Source organism: Pseudomonas sp. G11-1, assembly GCF_024031555.1.
GTDB lineage: Bacteria > Pseudomonadota > Gammaproteobacteria > Pseudomonadales > Pseudomonadaceae > Halopseudomonas > Halopseudomonas bauzanensis.
Genome location: NZ_QEYQ01000005.1, coordinates 30,483 through 46,954 on the forward strand (window position 1 = coordinate 30,483; position 16,472 = coordinate 46,954).

At 61.9% G+C, this 16,472-nt stretch carries 16 protein-coding genes; 10 read left to right on the forward strand and 6 right to left on the reverse strand.

Annotated features, from left to right (window positions below):
• The first annotated feature begins 31 nt into the window (after window positions 1-31).
• From DHB74_RS14035 to DHB74_RS14045, 3 genes are read left to right on the forward strand one after another with little or no spacing between them, the layout of a single operon-like run.
• Entirely contained in the window at window positions 32-514 is a 483-nt protein-coding gene (locus tag DHB74_RS14035) for a CvpA family protein (RefSeq protein WP_074778469.1), read from the forward strand.
• Window positions 515-570: 56 nt separating this feature from the next.
• Window positions 571-2,076 (forward strand): amidophosphoribosyltransferase, encoded by a 1,506-nt coding sequence (gene purF / locus DHB74_RS14040; protein WP_036989601.1) that lies wholly within the window; start codon window positions 571-573, stop codon window positions 2,074-2,076.
• Between the two features lie 18 nt (window positions 2,077-2,094).
• Window positions 2,095-3,312 carry an O-succinylhomoserine sulfhydrylase gene (locus DHB74_RS14045; RefSeq protein WP_499161754.1) on the forward strand — a complete coding sequence of 406 codons (1,218 nt, stop codon included), beginning with the start codon at window positions 2,095-2,097 and terminating at the stop codon, window positions 3,310-3,312.
• Between the two features lie 23 nt (window positions 3,313-3,335).
• Here DHB74_RS14045 and DHB74_RS14050 read toward each other — a convergent pair whose 3' ends face one another.
• On the reverse strand, window positions 3,336-4,310 hold the full coding sequence (locus tag DHB74_RS14050; RefSeq protein WP_499161755.1) for a GGDEF domain-containing protein: 975 nt from the start codon (window positions 4,308-4,310) through the stop codon (window positions 3,336-3,338).
• A 25-nt stretch (window positions 4,311-4,335) separates the two neighbouring features.
• On the reverse strand, window positions 4,336-5,331 hold the full coding sequence (locus DHB74_RS14055) for a response regulator (protein WP_407920266.1): 996 nt from the start codon (window positions 5,329-5,331) through the stop codon (window positions 4,336-4,338).
• 261 nt (window positions 5,332-5,592) lie between these two features.
• On the opposite strand from DHB74_RS14055, the gene DHB74_RS14060 reads away from it, so the two are divergent.
• Complete coding sequence (locus tag DHB74_RS14060; RefSeq protein WP_036989606.1) at window positions 5,593-5,877, forward strand: ComEA family DNA-binding protein; 285 nt, start codon at window positions 5,593-5,595, stop codon at window positions 5,875-5,877.
• Window positions 5,878-5,920: 43 nt separating this feature from the next.
• Here DHB74_RS14060 and DHB74_RS14065 read toward each other — a convergent pair whose 3' ends face one another.
• Window positions 5,921-7,360, reverse strand: coding sequence for a methyl-accepting chemotaxis protein (locus tag DHB74_RS14065; RefSeq protein WP_499161756.1), 1,440 nt, complete (start codon window positions 7,358-7,360; stop codon window positions 5,921-5,923).
• A 211-nt stretch (window positions 7,361-7,571) separates the two neighbouring features.
• On the opposite strand from DHB74_RS14065, the gene rnd reads away from it, so the two are divergent.
• Window positions 7,572-8,723 carry a ribonuclease D gene (rnd, locus tag DHB74_RS14070; protein WP_074778475.1) on the forward strand — a complete coding sequence of 384 codons (1,152 nt, stop codon included), beginning with the start codon at window positions 7,572-7,574 and terminating at the stop codon, window positions 8,721-8,723.
• Window positions 8,720-9,013 carry a YcgL domain-containing protein gene (locus DHB74_RS14075; protein ID WP_074778477.1) on the forward strand — a complete coding sequence of 98 codons (294 nt, stop codon included), beginning with the start codon at window positions 8,720-8,722 and terminating at the stop codon, window positions 9,011-9,013. The genes rnd and DHB74_RS14075 overlap by 4 nt, the downstream gene beginning before the upstream one ends.
• On the opposite strand, the gene DHB74_RS14080 is transcribed toward DHB74_RS14075, so the two are convergent.
• A complete protein-coding gene (locus tag DHB74_RS14080; protein ID WP_036989612.1) occupies window positions 9,014-9,415 on the reverse strand; it encodes an NINE protein in 402 nt (133 codons plus the stop codon).
• Between the two features lie 67 nt (window positions 9,416-9,482).
• Here DHB74_RS14080 and DHB74_RS14085 point away from each other — a divergent pair, with 67 nt between their 5' ends.
• From DHB74_RS14085 to DHB74_RS14095, 3 genes are read left to right on the forward strand one after another with little or no spacing between them, the layout of a single operon-like run.
• Complete coding sequence (locus DHB74_RS14085; protein ID WP_499161757.1) at window positions 9,483-10,841, forward strand: YcjX family protein; 1,359 nt, start codon at window positions 9,483-9,485, stop codon at window positions 10,839-10,841.
• Complete coding sequence (locus tag DHB74_RS14090) at window positions 10,838-11,866, forward strand: TIGR01620 family protein (RefSeq protein WP_280164203.1); 1,029 nt, start codon at window positions 10,838-10,840, stop codon at window positions 11,864-11,866. Before DHB74_RS14085 ends, DHB74_RS14090 begins: the two co-directional genes overlap by 4 nt.
• Window positions 11,853-12,539, forward strand: coding sequence for a hypothetical protein (locus DHB74_RS14095; RefSeq protein ID WP_036989615.1), 687 nt, complete (start codon window positions 11,853-11,855; stop codon window positions 12,537-12,539). The genes DHB74_RS14090 and DHB74_RS14095 overlap by 14 nt, the downstream gene beginning before the upstream one ends.
• A 177-nt stretch (window positions 12,540-12,716) precedes the next feature.
• Here DHB74_RS14095 and cmoB read toward each other — a convergent pair whose 3' ends face one another.
• Together cmoB and cmoA are read right to left on the reverse strand one after the other, a co-directional pair.
• Window positions 12,717-13,691 carry a tRNA 5-methoxyuridine(34)/uridine 5-oxyacetic acid(34) synthase CmoB gene (gene cmoB / locus DHB74_RS14100; RefSeq protein WP_036989617.1) on the reverse strand — a complete coding sequence of 325 codons (975 nt, stop codon included), beginning with the start codon at window positions 13,689-13,691 and terminating at the stop codon, window positions 12,717-12,719.
• Entirely contained in the window at window positions 13,688-14,428 is a 741-nt protein-coding gene (gene cmoA / locus DHB74_RS14105) for a carboxy-S-adenosyl-L-methionine synthase CmoA (protein WP_036989618.1), read from the reverse strand. The genes cmoB and cmoA overlap by 4 nt, the downstream gene beginning before the upstream one ends.
• Window positions 14,429-14,680: 252 nt before the next feature.
• Between cmoA and DHB74_RS14110 the strand changes: the two genes are divergently transcribed.
• Entirely contained in the window at window positions 14,681-16,447 is a 1,767-nt protein-coding gene (locus tag DHB74_RS14110; protein WP_499161758.1) for a type IV pilus assembly protein FimV, read from the forward strand.
• The last annotated feature ends 25 nt before the right edge of the window (window positions 16,448-16,472 follow it).

The following is a 16,472-nucleotide window of genomic DNA, read 5'->3' on the forward strand; positions in this document are numbered from 1 at the left end:
GAATACGTTTTTCGTTATTGGATACCTGACCGTGACATTGACCGGCGTAGACTGGGTGATACTCGCCGTAATTGCCGTTTCCACTCTGATCAGTCTGACCCGCGGCTTCGTCAAGGAAGCACTGTCCCTGCTGAGCTGGATCATTGCCGGACTGGTTGCATGGATGTTCGGCGGCGCGCTGGCCGAGCTGTTGGTTGATTACATTGCCACGCCGTCCATCCGGGTAATCACGGCCTGCGCCATTCTGTTTGTGCTGACGCTGATTCTCGGTGGTCTGATCAATTACCTGATCGGCCAGTTGGTGCTGGTAACCGGTCTTACCGGTACCGATCGTTTTCTGGGCATGGTATTCGGCGCGGCGCGCGGTGCCTTGCTGGTGGTGGTGGCTGTCGGTCTGCTCAGTCTGGCGCCGGTCCAGGCGGATGCCTGGTGGCGTGAGTCAGCACTCATTCCTCATTTTCTGCTGGTGGCCGACTGGTCAAAAAATCTGATTCTCGGCTTCGTCGGCCGCTGAAACCGGCGTGAATATCCGCCGGTACTTCTTCAAATTCAACGAAAAGGTGTTTAGGCATGTGTGGCATTGTTGGCATAGTGGGCAAGTCGAACGTCAATCAGGCGCTCTATGATGCCTTGACCGTCCTGCAGCATCGCGGCCAGGACGCCGCCGGCATCGTGACCTGCGACAATGACCGACTGTTCCTGCGCAAGGACAACGGTCTGGTGCGGGATGTCTTTCATCAGCGACACATGCAGCGCCTGATCGGCACCATGGGGCTGGGGCATGTGCGCTATCCGACGGCCGGTTCTTCGACCTCGGCCGAGGCGCAGCCGTTCTATGTGAACTCGCCCTACGGTATCACCCTGGCGCACAACGGCAACCTGACCAACGTCGAGCAACTGTCCAAGGAGCTCTACGAGTCCGACCTGCGCCACGTCAATACCAACTCCGACTCGGAGGTACTGCTCAATGTGTTCGCCCATGAGCTGGCCCGCGAGCGTAAGTTGAATCCAACCGAAGAAGACATCTTCAATGCGGTGCGCACGGTGCATGATCGCTGTCGTGGTGGTTATGCCGCGGTGGCAATGATTACCGGCCACGGCATCGTCGGCTTCCGTGATCCCCACGGGATTCGCCCGATCGTCTATGGCAAGCGTGAAACCGAGCAGGGCGTCGAATACATGGTCGCCTCGGAAAGTGTTGCTCTGGACGTGCTCGGCTTCGAGACCATTCGTGACCTGGCACCCGGCGAAGCGGTGTTCATTACCGTGAACGGCGAGATATTCACTCGCCAATGCGCCAGCGACGCGACCTATGCACCCTGTATCTTCGAGCATGTCTATCTGGCTCGCCCCGATTCCATCATCGATGGGGTGCTGGTGTACAAGGCACGCCTGCGCATGGGTGAGAAACTGGCCGAGAAGATCTTGCGCGAACATCCGGATCACGGCATCGATGTGGTGATCCCGATTCCCGACACCAGCCGGACCTCGGCGGTGGAGCTGGCCAATCACCTGGGCGTGAAGTTCCGCGAGGGCTTCGTCAAGAACCGTTATATCGGCCGCACCTTCATCATGCCCGGCCAGGCTGCCCGCAAGAAGTCGGTGCGCCAGAAGCTCAACGCCATGGAGCTGGAGTTCCGTGGCAAGAACGTGTTGTTGGTGGATGACTCCATCGTCCGCGGCACCACCTGCCGGCAGATCATTCAGATGGCCCGTGAAGCTGGGGCGAAAAATGTCTATTTCTGTTCTGCGGCACCGGCGGTGCGCTATCCGAACGTCTACGGCATCGACATGCCCTCGGCCCACGAGCTGATTGCGCACAACCGGACCACAGAAGAGGTGGGCGAGTTGATCGGCGCCGATTGGCTCGTCTATCAGGATCTGGAAGATCTGGTCGAGGCGGTGCGCGAAGGCAATCCGGCAATCACCGATTTCGATTGCTCGGTGTTCAATGGTGAGTACGTGACGGGCGATATCAACGAAGCCTATCTCGGCCGGATTGAACAGTCGCGTAATGATGCAGCCAAGGCGATAGTCGATGTCGAAAACGCCCAGATTGGCTTGCACAACAACTGATCAGCGCGGAGACAAGAGATGATATCCGATTGGGAACCCGGGCGGCTGGACAGTGATCTGCAGGATGCCGGCTTCGACACCCTGGCGGTACGTGCCGGGCAGCAACGCAGCCCGGAAGCGGAACATGGCGAAGCCCTGTTCCTGACCTCCAGCTATGTGTTTCGCAGCGCCAGCGATGCCGCGGCCTGCTTTTCCGGTGAGCGGGTCGGTAACGTCTATTCCCGTTACATGAACCCCACCGTGCGCACCTTCGAACAGCGTATTGCAGCGCTGGAAAATGCCGAGCAGGCGGTGGCCACAGCCTCCGGCATGGCGGCCATTCTGGCCACGGTGATGAGTCTGTGCAGCGCTGGCGATCATATTCTGGTCTCGCGCAGTGTGTTTGGCGCCACGGTCAGCCTGTTCGACAAGTACTTCCAGCGTTTCGGCGTGGAAGTCGACTACGTCACTCTGGCTGATCTGGACGCCTGGCGCGCCGCCTGCAAACCCAGCACCCGCCTGTTCTTCGTCGAGTCACCCTCCAACCCGCTGGCCGAGCTGGTGGATATCCGCGGTCTGGCGGCGGTGGCGAAGGAGCAGGGCGCGCTGCTGGCAGTGGATAATTGTTTCTGCACGCCGGCATTGCAGAAGCCCCTGGACCTGGGGGCCGATATCGTCATTCACTCTGCCACCAAATACATCGATGGGCAGGGGCGTTGTCTGGGTGGTGTCGTGGCCGGGCGCAAGGAGCACATGCAGGAAGTGGTCGGCTTTCTGCGCACTGCCGGACCAACCCTGAGTCCGTTCAACGCCTGGGTCTTTCTCAAGGGCCTGGAAACCCTGCGCCTGCGTATGCAGGCCCATTGTGCTGCGGCGCTGGAGCTGGCCCAGTGGCTGGAACAACAGCCGCAGGTCGAGCGGGTGTACTACGCCGGCCTGCCGAGCCATCCCCAGCATGAACTGGCCAAGGCGCAGCAATCAGCCTTCGGTGCGGTAGTCAGCTTCGAGGTTCGGGGTGGGCGTGAGGCGGCGTGGCGGTTCATCGATGCCACGCGGCTGATTTCCATCACCGCCAATCTCGGCGATGCCAAAAGCACCATCACTCACCCGGCCAGTACCACCCATGGCCGTCTGAGCGCGGAAACGCGGGAAGCGGCGGGCATTCGCGAAGGCTTGATCCGGCTGGCGGTCGGACTGGAAGAGGTCGCGGATCTGCGTACTGATCTGCAGCGCGGACTGGACGCGGCCGGGAGCTGACCCAGTCGGCATGCTCGCCGGGCTCAGTGTCCGACGAGCGTGCCTGCTTCATTCAAGGTGATGCGGTTGCGCCCGGCGGACTTGGACTGATACAGCGCCTGGTCCGCCTCTTCGATCAGCATGTGATAGCTTGTCGTCTCGCTATTAATGCAGGCAATGCCGACGCTGACGGTGCAGGACAGCGGCTGGCCCTCATGATCGATTTGCAGCTGCGCGATGCTGCTGCGTAGCCGCTCGGCAAACTGACCGGCGCCGACCAGATCGGTATCCGGCAGCAGAACCACGAACTCCTCACCGCCGTAGCGCCCCGCCAGATCTGTTTCGCGAGCCATCTGCCGAGTTACTCCGGCCACCTGGCGGATGACTTCGTCACCTGCCCGGTGGCCATAGCTGTCATTGAGTCGCTTGAAGTGGTCGATATCGAACAGCACCAGGCTGGCCGGGCTGCTGTAGCGGGTATGCCGGGCGAACTCATGCTCCAGACAGGTCTCCCAGTGATGCCGGTTGAGCAGGCCAGTCAGACCGTCATGAATGGCCAGGGTGCGCAGCTGGGTATTGGCCGTCTCCAGTTGCAACCGGTTGACCGCCGCGTTGGTCACGTCATAGATGATCAGGCAGACATGGTCCGAGCTGTTGCTGACCGCGCGCAGTGGCAGGATGGTCACATTCTGGTACATCACATCTGCCAGGCCGGTAATCGGGTGATAGCTCTTGAACCGCATCAGATAGGGGCGCTGCTCCCAGATGGTGAAGGCGCGAGTGCCCAGCATGACGGCGGTTTCCACCTTGTGAGCGAACCAGGGCCGATCAATTTCGGGAAACAGCTCGAACAGCGATTGCCGGGCTACCTGGCTGGCATTTCGGCCGGAGTGGTTTTCCATGAAGCTGTTCCAGGCCTGGATCCGGTAATCGCGATCCAGCACCACCACGCCGACGTCGATGCTCTGGACAATGTCGAGCATCCAGTGAAGTTCGCTGATATCAAGGGGAGCGGTCATGACGGGTCGTCCTGCATGAGAGTCATCAGAGCAGCAGCTCGACTCGCTGCTGCAATCGTTCCACCGAGCTTTCGGTGAACAACAGCATCAGGTCGAAGTGGATGTCGTGGTCTTCCAGGCCGTAGCTGATCTCCACCGCCAGGGTCTGTTTCCAGCGCGGGCGGTTGAGGCGGATCAGCTCGTCGATGGTGCAGTGCTGACCGAGCAACAATGGATGCCCCAGCGACAGCTGCAATCCCAACTGCTCGGACAGACCATTGAGACAGGCACCAGTGATGATTGCCGCAAGGTCCAGCAGTAGCTCCGGATGGGAACTGGCGTCCAGTTTGGTATCCAGCAGGCCGGCCACATCGGCGATGGCCGAATCATGGAAGATCAACAGCGCTTCGCCAGCGACACCACCACCGATATAACCCTGGCAGATGGCCGAGACTTGCTGATTGCCCTGGGCGTCGCTTAGCGCCATCTGCAACTCACCGGGTTCCAGCAGGTTGACGTTGGGTATTGGCAGGTGGACAAATACTTTCAATGCCCGCCCGAGCAGCTCCGCAGCGCGGCCCATGGCAATGTTGGACAGCTCCCGGAGGGCGTCATGGAAACTGACCGAGGGGAGCGGATGCTGTGAATGGTGTTGCAGCGCTGCCGGGGCGGGATTCATGCCCAGGGCGAGCAGGGCGGCTTCCAGTTCCGGTGCGGCCACCGGCTTTCTGAGAAAGGCCCGGGCGCCGAGCGCGCGGGCGCGGCGTATCGCTTCTTCCTGAACATCGCCGGAAATGACGATTACCTCAGCCTGCAGGCCTTCATCCCGCACGCGGGCGAGCACCTCGAAGCCGTTCAGCTCGGGCATGGTCAAGTCGAGCAATACTATCCGCCCGCGGCCGCTGCGAATCAGCTCCAGGCCGAGCACACCGTTCTCCGCCTGACTGACCCGGAACGGCCAGTTCGCCGGCAGACTGCGGATCAGTTGCTTGCGGGCCATGCTTGAATCGTCGCATACCAACAGCGGGATGGCGTCGTCCACTGAGGTCATCCTTTTCCGGTAGAGACTAACATGAGGCATAATGCCATCACTGCTGTCGGCTTACTAGCCCCGCGTCTGTCGTATATATATAGTTGGCGGCAGAACTGAGAGTCCTTTCACAAATCCGGCTGCTGGGGCTTTTGTTAGCGTAGCGTTGCGCGTACTTTGCTCTGCAGCCGCAGGGAAGCGCGTAATCATTCGATCGTTGTCCGGTTTTTCTCCCTTGAAGTGCGGTATTCATTTATCCAAGGAGAAAGACCCATGAAAAATATTCTTGCTGCCGTCATCCTCTGTCTGACCGCCTGGTCTGTGGTACCTGCGTTCGCGGAAATCCCTGCTGAACCGCTGGTGACAGTCAACATCAACAATGCCAGCGCTGCGGAAATAGCCGAGACCCTGAACGGTATCGGTCTGGCCAAGGCAGAGGCCATTGTTGCCTATCGGGAAGAGAACGGCGGATTCGAATCGGTTGACCAACTTACCGTGGTCAAGGGAATCGGCCCTGCTACCATCGACAAGAACCGCGAGCGAATTGCGTTGCAGTGATCCAATGGGCTCCCGCCAGCGGCGGCTGACGGGAGCTTGGATATCAGGATTTCAAACGTCCGACCGCGGCGGTCAGTTGATGGGCGAGGGCGGCCAGCTGTTCGCTGGTGGCCGCGCTCTGCACCGTCTGCATGACCGTCTGTTCGGTCACATCCCGAATCTGGATGACACTCTGGGTAATGGACTCGGCAACTTCGCTCTGCTGCTCGACAGCAGAGGCGATCTCACTGTTGCCGTTGCTGATCTGACTCACCGAGGCGGTAATATCCGCCAGCGACGAGCCCGCCTGTTCCACTTGCTCGACCGATTCGTGCGTGAGGCGTGCACTATCCTGCATGTCCGCCACCGCATCATGGGTGCCACCCTGCAGAGCCTCGATCATGCGCTGGATCTCATCGGTGGAGTTCTGTACCCGCTGGGCCAGGGCCCGCACTTCATCCGCCACCACGGCAAAGCCACGCCCGGAATCGCCTGCCCGTGCGGCTTCGATGGCGGCATTCAAGGCCAGTAGATTGGTCTGCTCGGCAATGTCGCGGATCACTCGTACCACGCCGCTGATTTCCTGGCTGTGACCTTCGAGTTTTTGCATATGCTGCGTGCAGCGTTCAATGCTGGTGGCCAGTCCGGTGATCGTCTGACTGACGCGCAATACCTGATCGCGGCCTTCCCGGGCCATGGCATCCGCCTGGGTGGATTGATCCCGGGTGACGGCGCTGTTGCCGGCAATGTCCTGCACAGTGGCGCTCATCTCGTTGACCGCGGCAGCGACCATATCGGTTTCGCCTTGCTGGGTAACCATGCCATCCTTGACGCTGCTCATCAGGCGCGCCATTTCATCGGTGCCCTGTTCCAGCTGGCTGGCGGCCTGACGCACGGTGCCCACAACCTCTTGCTGGGCGCTCTGCATGGCGTTGAAGGTCTGCGCCATGGCGCCTACCTCATCCCGCGATACCACCGGCGCGCGCAGCGTGAGATCACCGGTTTCCTGCACGGTGAGCATGACATCGCGCAGTGCCAGCAGGTTGCGCGTGATGAAGGAGATGAGCAGCTGAGACACCATCAGTACGCCCAGCATCAACGCCAGCACCACTATCGCATAGAGGGGGGCACGGTCCAGCAGCAGAGCGATATAGCCCTGCCGCTCAACCCCGAGCAATCGCGCCTCGCCACCCTGATTGATCAACCAGGCGCCATGCATGGCATCGGTTGTTTGCGATATCGACAACTGCTCTGGCGGCAGCCAGGTCGCCGCGCCGGTGGCGGTGGCTGCGGTGTTACCTGCCGGCAACCAGCGCAGCCCGGTCAACTGCGTGCCGGTCTGGGGCTGAGTGAGTATCTCTCGGGCCAGTTCCTGGCGCAGTTCGTGAATCCGGTCCTGTTCTACCCAGAGCGCGACGAGAACCAGCAGCATGGTGCTGACAAAGGTGACGCTGTTGACAGCCCAGAACTTGTACTTGAGCTGCAGGTGTTGAAAAAACGCCATTTTGACTCCTGAGAACTGATAATTGCCGCTGCCGTGCGCAGGCATTCTAGGGCTACTAGGTTCTGTATCGGTTGATACGTATCAATCTTGACCCTTGCGGAGAAAAATACTCAGTAAAAACAAGTGACGAGCGACACATCCGGCTAAAGTTGCAGACCGCGGCGAGGAGTCGGTCGGTTATACTGTGTGATCAGGTCAAGGAACCGAATTTATGACAACTGAGGCCCGCCCTCTCATGATCCACCAGGACGCCGTGCTGGCTCACTGGTGCAAACAATGGCTGCAATTACCCTTCGTGGCCGTGGACACCGAGTTTGTCCGTACTGAAACCTTTTACCCCATCGCCGGATTGATTCAGATCGGCGATGGTGCGCGGACCTACATGATCGACCCGTTGACGATCACTGACTGGTCGCCACTGGTTGCGTTGCTGGAGAGTCCTGACGTCGTCAAGGTGCTGCACGCTTGCAGCGAAGACCTGGAAGTCTTTCAGCACCTGTGCGGCGCGTTGCCGGCGCCGCTGTTCGATACGCAACTGGCTGCGGCCTTTCTGGGCATGGACTTTTCCATGGGCTATTCCCGGCTGGTCAGCAATCTGTTGGGCGTTGAGCTGGCAAAGGAGGAAACCCGTTCCGACTGGTTGCAGCGTCCACTGAGTGAACGGCAGTTGCAGTATGCGGCGGATGACACCCTTTACCTGGCGGCGGTCTATCAGATACTGGCACCACGTATCGAGGCAGCAGGGCTGACCGAGTGGCTGCTGGAGGATACTGCCGAGCTGGTGGCCAATGCGCGAACCATCATGGAACCGGCTGAAGCCTACCGGCGGATCAAGCAGGCTTGGCGGCTGAAGCCCGCGGAGCTGGCCATCTTGCAGGTGTTGTGCGACTGGCGCGAACGCGAGGCGCGGCAACGGGATCAGGCACGCAATCGTCTGCTGCGCGAATCGACCTTGTGCCCATTGGTGCAACGTCAGCCGGATTCCCTGCAGCAACTGGCCCGCCTGGAGGACATGCATCCGCGCACCGTACGGCACGATGGCCAGACTATCATTGAGTTGATCCAGCAGGGATTGGCGGTACCGCCGGAGAACTGGCCCGCGCCGATGCCCGAACCCTTGCCGGCTGATGCCAACCGACTGCTGAAGAATCTGCGCAAGGTGGGGCAGCGGCATGCCGAGCGACTGGGCATGGCCAGCGAAATCGTACTGCGCAAGAAGGTGCTCGAAGCCATGGTGCGCACCGGCTATCCCTGCGGGCCCTATACTCTGCCTGCAGAGCTGAGCGGTTGGCGGCGCGAGTTGATGGGTGATGAACTGCTGGCCCTGGCCAATCAATTTTCCAGCAAGGGGCAACCCGCATGAAGATGCTGTGTTCGATCTACCGCAGCCCGCGCAAGCAGGGCATGTATCTGTATGTGCCGCGCGAGAAGGGCACCCGTGAGGTGCCCGAGCAATTGCTGAAACTGTTCGGCAAGCCCGAGCACGCCATGGACATGGTGCTCACCGAAGAGCGCAAGCTGGCGCGGGAAGACATACTGCAGGTACTCGACAATCTGAAAAACCAGGGTTATCACCTGCAGATGCCGCCCAAGCAGGAAGACTGGATAGTGCATCTTCCCGATGAGCTGCTTACGCGCAACGACCCGGTGTGATTACCAGGCCTTTTCCATGTTCTTGACCGAGATCTGCTCGTTCAGCGTCCAGTAGTCATAGAGCACGCCCAGCAGGAACAGGCCGCCGGTGAAGAAGTAGATGATGGCGGTGATCCACTTGCCCATGTACAGGCGGTGGGCGCCGAAGATCCCGAGGAAGGTCAGCAGGATCCAGGTCAGGTTGAAATTGATCCGGCCGCTGCGAAACCGCTGATCGGCCTGCCGATCCATGCCTGGAATCAGGAACAGGTCAACGATCCAGCCGATGAAGAACAAGCCGAGGGTGAAGAAGTAGAGGGTACCGGTCCACGGCTTGCCGTAGTAGAAACGGTGGGCGCCCATGAAACCGAATATCCACAGCAGATAACCTACTGCTTTGCTGTGTGTGTCTGCATATGCCATTGAATTTTTCCCTGTCCTTGTTATGCGATACTGCCCATAGACCATAGATTAGTTCGGGAGTGCCTGCATGGCAGCAATAAAACCACCGCAGTGGCTGGAGCAGGTTCGACAGCAGGCGACCAGCCTGGGCAATCCGCATGTGAAAGTAGGGGTGACCGGCCTCAGCCGGGCCGGCAAAACTACCTTCATCACCAGCCTGATCAACCAGCTGGAAAACCACCAGCGCGGCCTGCTGGCCAGGCGCGCACCCTTTGATCGGCTGGAGGCGGTGCGCTGGCAGCGGGAGGGGGTGGAGCAACCCTTTGCCTATTTGCAGGCGTTGGAGGCCCTGGCCGGTGAGCCGGCGCGCTGGCCTGAGTCCACCCGGGATCTGTCGCGGGTAGTGATCGATCTGCGTTTTCGCCAGACCGGACTGCTGCAGCGAGTACAGCGCAGCCGCTCGTTGCGGATCGAGATTCTCGACTACCCCGGCGAGTGGTTGCTCGACCTGCCGTTGCTGGGCATGGATTACGGCCAATGGTGTGAGCAGATGCGCGAATGGCTGGACGCCGAGCCCCGGCGCAGTCTCGCCGGACCGTTGCGCGAGGCCTTGGAGGCAATCGATCCGCTGGCGCCGCAGGACGATCAACGCCTAGCGGAGCTGGCTGCGGCCTGGACCGACTTTCTGCAGCGCAGCCGCAGCGAAGCGGGTCTGTCACGTAACCAGCCGGGGCGATTCTTGCTGCCCGGTAGCGGTATTGCCGCCGAGATGCTGCTGTTTGTGCCGCTGCTCAGCGGCAACCGCCATACCCGGGGGCCAGCGGGAAGCTGGTGGGCCGTTTGCGAGGCGCGTTTCCGCTATTACCGCGACTATGTGGTGAAGGGGTTTTATGACGAGCATTTCAGCCGACTGGACCGGCAGATCCTGTTGGTCGACATGCTTGGCCCCATGGACGCCGGGCAGGCTGCCCTGGCCGACCTGAAAGCTGCGCTGGAATCGGTACTGCAGAGCTTCCGTTATGGTCGCGATAGCCTGCTGGGACGGCTGTTCCGACCGCGTATCAGCCAACTGGCCGTATGCGCGACCAAGGTTGACCAAGTTGCACCGGAGCAGCAGCGGGCCGTGCAGCAATGCCTGGAAGATCTGCTTACCGACAGCCTGGCGGATGTGCGTCACGGCGGCGTACGAGTGCGGGGCTTTCCGCTGTCGGCGGTACGGGCTACGCGCCAGGAGGGGGACGCTCTGGTCGCCGGGTTGCAAGGGCAGGCCGGCTGGGTCCGTTACCAGCCTGGGGGCATTCCCGAGCATCTGCCGTTGGATCTGCACATCAGTGGCCCGGAGCTGCTCGACCTGCGTCCCCCGGCCGGGTTGCACCGTAATGAACCCTTCCCCCATTACCGAATGGATGAACTCATCGGCTGGATAGTGGAGGGCCACGCGCTATGACTGATCAACCCAAGACCCGGATTCTGGAAACCCTGGAACAGCCAAAAACCACCGAGGAGCTGACCCGCACCCGGGTGCTCGGCGAGGTGACCGCGACGGCTCGTGAGCAGAGCATGGCCGCCGAGCTGCCCGCGCCGGGGATGCTCAACGCGCCGGCCCCCAGTCGCTGGCCGGCGCGCCTGGCCAAGTTGATCGGGGCCGTTGTGGTGGGTGGCGTCGCACTGGAATGGAGCCAGTGGACCCTGGCGGCCTGGCACTGGCAGCCGCTGGCCGGCGCTGTGGTCGGGTTGGTGGGAGTTGGGCTGGCCGGTACCGGTCTCAAGGCGCTGCGGGATGTGCGCCGGCAACGAGCGCGGCTGACAGACCTGGAGCAGTTGCGTCTGGAAATGCAGGCAGCCCTGGCGGACCCACGCGAGCGGCTGGCGGTAGACTGGCTGGAGCGCCTGCAGGCACTGTACCGGGACACGCCACTGCAATCGCGTCTGGCGCTGGCATGTGCGGACCTGGATACCTCGCACAGCGCCGAGGAGGTCAGTCGGCGGCTGAGCCTGCTGTTCTACCAGCCACTGGACGAGCAGGCACGGCGCCTGCTGCGCCGCGAAGCGGTGGGCACTGGCCTGCTGGTGGCGACCAGCCCCTGGGTCACGGTCGATCTGCTGCTGGTGGTGTGGCGCAATGTCCGGATGATGCAGCGCATCGCCATCTGTTACGGCCTGCCCATTACCCAATTGAACAGCTGGCGCCTGGCGCGCCACGTGCTGCGTAATATCGCCCTGGCCGGCGGCAGCGAGATGGCCATCGGCGCGCTCAGTGACAGCCTGCTGTCAGGGCTGTTGGAAAAGCTCGCCGCCCGGGTGGGGCAGGGTATCGGCGTCGGGCTGTACAGCGCGCGACTCGGACATTTTACCCTCGACCTGTGCCGCGCTGTGCCGTTGCCCAACCGCACTGGGCTGGCCGAAGATAACCGTGGCATTATCCAGGGCATCAGGGAACGTCTGGGAAAGGTAACGGATGACAAGCTTTAAATCGCGCCGGCGCTGGCTGGCGGAGCGCTGGATCGATCGACAGCGTGAGACATTGGGCGAACGCTGGTCAGAGCTGCGGAAACAACTGCTGCCCGCCAGTTGGCCGGCACGCTGTGTGCGGGCGAGCAGCCTGCCGGATGGTCAGCTGGGTCATTGGCAGCCGCAACCCGGCTCCAGCAGCGCCGAGCTGACCTTGTTGCTGCGGCCGCTGCCCCTGGTGCAGCGCCAGTTGCTCGCCAGCCTGCTGGATGCTCCGGCAGCCGGTGCGCTGGCCCTGGTGGAGGCGGTGGAGCGTCTGGAACTGGATTGGCGGCAGCGGCTCGACCCGCTGCACAGCCACCGTGAATATGCTGCGCAACTGGAAACCCTGGCCCGGTTGCTCGAACTGACGCCGGCGGCGCGCTCTGCCTACCTGGAGAACGAGTGCAGGATATTCCCGGCCTTCGACAGCCTGCTGTTCGAATCGCTGCCCATGCGCCTGCGCACCGAGATGGCCAACCGGCATGTCATGGGTGATGGAGCCTGCCTGCAGTGGTGGCTGGAGCGGCTGTACGCCCGGGCCGGCATAGCCGGGCATGATCTGGCGGGGCTGGGTGATAACGACTGGCCGGATATGCCACCTGGCTGGTTTGCTCTGGGCTGGATCAGTGGGCTGCGTCGCGGCAGTGCATAGACGGTTATTCGGCCTTCCACCCCGCTGCACTATGGAAGGCCGACCGCGACCCGACCGGCTTCCATCCCGGCCAGCGGTGGCCCAGCTAGCGCTGTTGGTCGAGCTGGTGCTCGACCGTCTCAGGTATCCGGCGCTGGGAGCGAGCTTGCCCGCGAATGGCCGAGGCCGTTTGCCAGTTCACTCAGGTCGTTTCGCCAGCAGGGTGGCGCGTAGCGGTGCGGGATAACCTTCGCAGGTGAGTTCGGCATTGGTCGGGTCGAGGAAATCCGGCAGCGATTGAAAGCGCATCCACTCGGTACTGCGCTGCTCCTCGACACTGGTGCGGTTGAGGTCGACGCAGCGCACGTCGGTATAACCGCAGCGGCGCAGAAAGCGCTCCAGCATGGCTACCGAAGGAAGGAACCAGACGTTGCGCATCTGGGCATAGCGATCTTCAGGCATCAGGCATTGCTGTTCATCACCTTCGATGACCAGGGTCTCCAATACCAGCTCGCCACCGGGGCGCAGGCAGGCCTTCAATTGCAGCAAATGGTCCAGCGGTGAGCGGCGGTGATAGAGCACGCCCATGGAAAACACCGTATCGAATCCGCCGGTGGGTTCCGGCAGCTCCTCCAGGGTGAACGGCAGTTGCCAGACCGGGGCGTCAGGCAGGTAGCGGCGGATGGCCTCGAACTGGGTCAGGAACAGCAGGTTGGGATCGACACCGATGACCATGCGGGCGCCGTCCTGCCACATGCGCCACATGTGGTAACCATTGCCACAGCCCACATCCAGCACCCGCTTGCCCTGGAGCGTGAGATGCGGTGCCACGCGATCCCATTTCCAGTCGGAGCGCCATTCGGTATCGATCTGCACACCGAACAACTCGAACGGGCCCTTGCGCCAGGGATGCAGGCCCTGCAGCGTCTCGCGCAGGGCTTGCTGCTGTTCGGCAGACAGCTCATCGGCGGCACCGATGTGTATGCCCTGCTGCAGTTCCACCGTGGCGGGCAGCAGGTCCGGCAGCTGCGGTAGGCAGGCCTGCCACCGGGGCAGGTCACCGTGCCGGTGAGCCTCGGCCAGTCGGCGTTCCAGGGCGGTTGGCAGATCGGCCAGCCAGTTCTGCAGCGAGGTGCCGCTCAGATCACGATACAGCGGGGAATAATCAATCACGCGTGGGCCATTATCGAACCGAAATTGAGACATTGAAACCAGGTGCAGGCATGGCTGAACCCAGCCGCTTGCAGGCGCTCGAAATGCGCTTCCTGGGTATCCAGCAGCATGACATTCTCGATGGCGCTGCGTTTCTGGGCGATTTCCAGCTCGCTGTAGCCATTGGCCCGCTTGAAGGCGTAATGCACCTGTTCCAGATGTTGCTGGGTGCCGGGATCGGCGAAGCGGAATTTCTCCGAGAGAATCAGAATGCCACCGGGCAGCAGCGCCTGGCGAATACGGGTGAGCACCGCCAGGCGCTGTTCCGGGGCAATGAACTGCAGGGTGAAGTTCAGCACTACCACCGAGCAAGGTTCCAGCTCCAGCTGCAGGATGTCGCCCTGTATCACGGTTGCCGGCACCAGCTCTTCCATCATCGAATCCTGGGCGGCGAGGTATTCGCGGCAGCGCACCACCATGGCTTCGGCATTGTCCACCGCCAGAATGCGGCAATCGGCGCCGCCCAGATGGCGGCGCATGGATTGGGTCGCTGCGCCGAGGGAGCAGCCCAGATCGTAGATCAGGGTGCCGGGCTGGGCATACTGGGCAGCGATCACCCCGATATTCTCCACGATGGTGGGATATCCGGGGATGGAGCGCTTGATCATGTCGGGGAAAACCCGTGCCACATTGTGATCGAACACGAAATCGCTCACCTGGGGCAGGGGAGCAGCGAACAGCTTGTCTACATCGCTCATGAAAGGGTCCGGCTGGGGTCGGCAAAAGGCAAGTTTACCTCAACTTGGCCGGTGTTACCGACAGGTGCGCCGGATCTCGGTCGTCAAACAATTGGCGAAATGCGAGGCGCTCGGCAGAAATGGCAATTTATTTGACGAGATGAGGCTGTTATCGGTTCGCACGATGTTGCTCTGGTGGCATAATAATATCTTTCACGGCGTCGCCACGCCCGAACGGGTGGCCAGGATAAAGCAGAGCTAAGGAAGGTTGAAATGGATGCCCATCATCGATTGATCGTTGGAATGGCTTCGCTGGCCGCTCTGTATGCCGGCAGCAGCCATGCACTCGGGCTGGGTGAGGTGCGGTTGACTTCGGCGCTGAGCCAACCGCTCAATGCCGTTATCGAGTTGCATGGTGCTGAGGGTTTGGCCCCCAATGACATCGTTGTGTCCCTGGCTGATGCCGAGACCTTCTCACGGGTTGGTATCGAGCGGCCATACTTTCTCAACGATCTGCGCTTCACCCCGGTGCGGGTGAACTCGCAACTGGCGGTGCGGGTAGAGTCCAGTCGCCCGGTCAACGAGCCCTATCTCAACTTTCTCGTGCAACTGCATCGTCCCAGTGGGGTGTTGCTGCGTGAATACACCCTGTTGCCCGATCCGCCGTTGTATCGGCCGGCTCCGGTATTGGCATCCAGTGCCGATATCGAGTCTGTTGCCGAGCCGGCTGTGGTAGCCAGTACAGTTGTGGCGCCACCGGTAACGCCGGCTCTGCCCGACCTGCAGCCGCAGGCCGATGCCGGGCGCTACGAGACGTCAGTAGGAGACAGCCTGTGGGCCATTGCCCAGGCCACCCGTGCTGACGAATCGGTCGCCGTAGCTCGGCAGATGCGCGCTATCCGCGCGCTCAATCCCGAGGCGTTCGTCAATGGCGATATGGACCGGTTGCGGGTCGGCCGGGAGCTGATCCTGCCGACCGCCGCGCAGATGGGTGTGACGGGCGACGTCTCGGTGGAACCGCCGCAGCTGCGAATCGAGGAGCCGCAACTGGAGGCGGCGGTAGGGGCCGCCCTCGCCGAGAGTGAGCAGATGCAGAGCCGGCTCGCGGCCCTCGAGTCACGCTTCAATGCATTGCTTGCTGAGCTGGAGGAGCGGGATCGCCAGATCACCAGTCTGCAGGCGGAGCTGGAAGCAGCGCGTAATGCCCGCGCTGCGGCTTTGTCTGCTCTGCCGGTGGCAGGGGAGGAAGCATCCGGGAGTATGCTGCCAGCGGCGCAGACGGCAATGGAGCCGGGCGCCGTGGCGCGGCCACTGGCGGATCCGGGCGAAGCGGCAGAGCCGGTGACCAACCCTGAACAGCGCTCTGCGTTCAAGGGCTGGTGGTGGATGCCGGTAGCGCTGGTGGCCGCCATTATTGCTCTGGTAATGGGCTATCGCCGCCGTGAACCCGAACCCGAACCCGAACTCGCCGAGCCCATCGCGCCCCGACCGGTCCCGCAGCCGGTTACCATGCCGGGCAACCGCGTTGCCGACCCGCTGGAAGGAGTGGAGCTGTACCTCACCTATGGCCGCCTGGTCGAAGCGCGCACCATGCTGGACAAGGCCATCAAGGCCGAGCCTGTGCGGGTCGACCTGCGATTGAAGCAATTGGGTGTGTTGGCGGCACTGGGCGATTCCCCGGCCTTTGCCGAACAGGCGCAGGCGGTCTGCGAGCTTGATGGTGACGTCTCTCGGATCGAGCAGCTCAAGGCGCAATTTCCGCAGATCGACACTGTCCCGCGTACGGAGCAGGTGACGCCGATGGGAGAGGTGACGCCCATGCACGACGACGCTCTGAGCTCGGGGCAGGCTGATCTGGAGATGGACTTCGATCTGAACGCCGATTGGGAACTGATCGACGGGCTGGGGGCAAGAATGTCACGTTCGGAGGTGGCAGAACCTGGCTTCGAAAGTAACCTGACCGACTTTCCCGAGGTGGGCGAACTGGATGAGGACTTCGCCGGGCACTTCGAGCAGGCCGGGCGCAAGAACGACAACTGACCGGGGCTGGTGAGCAGCCCCGGTT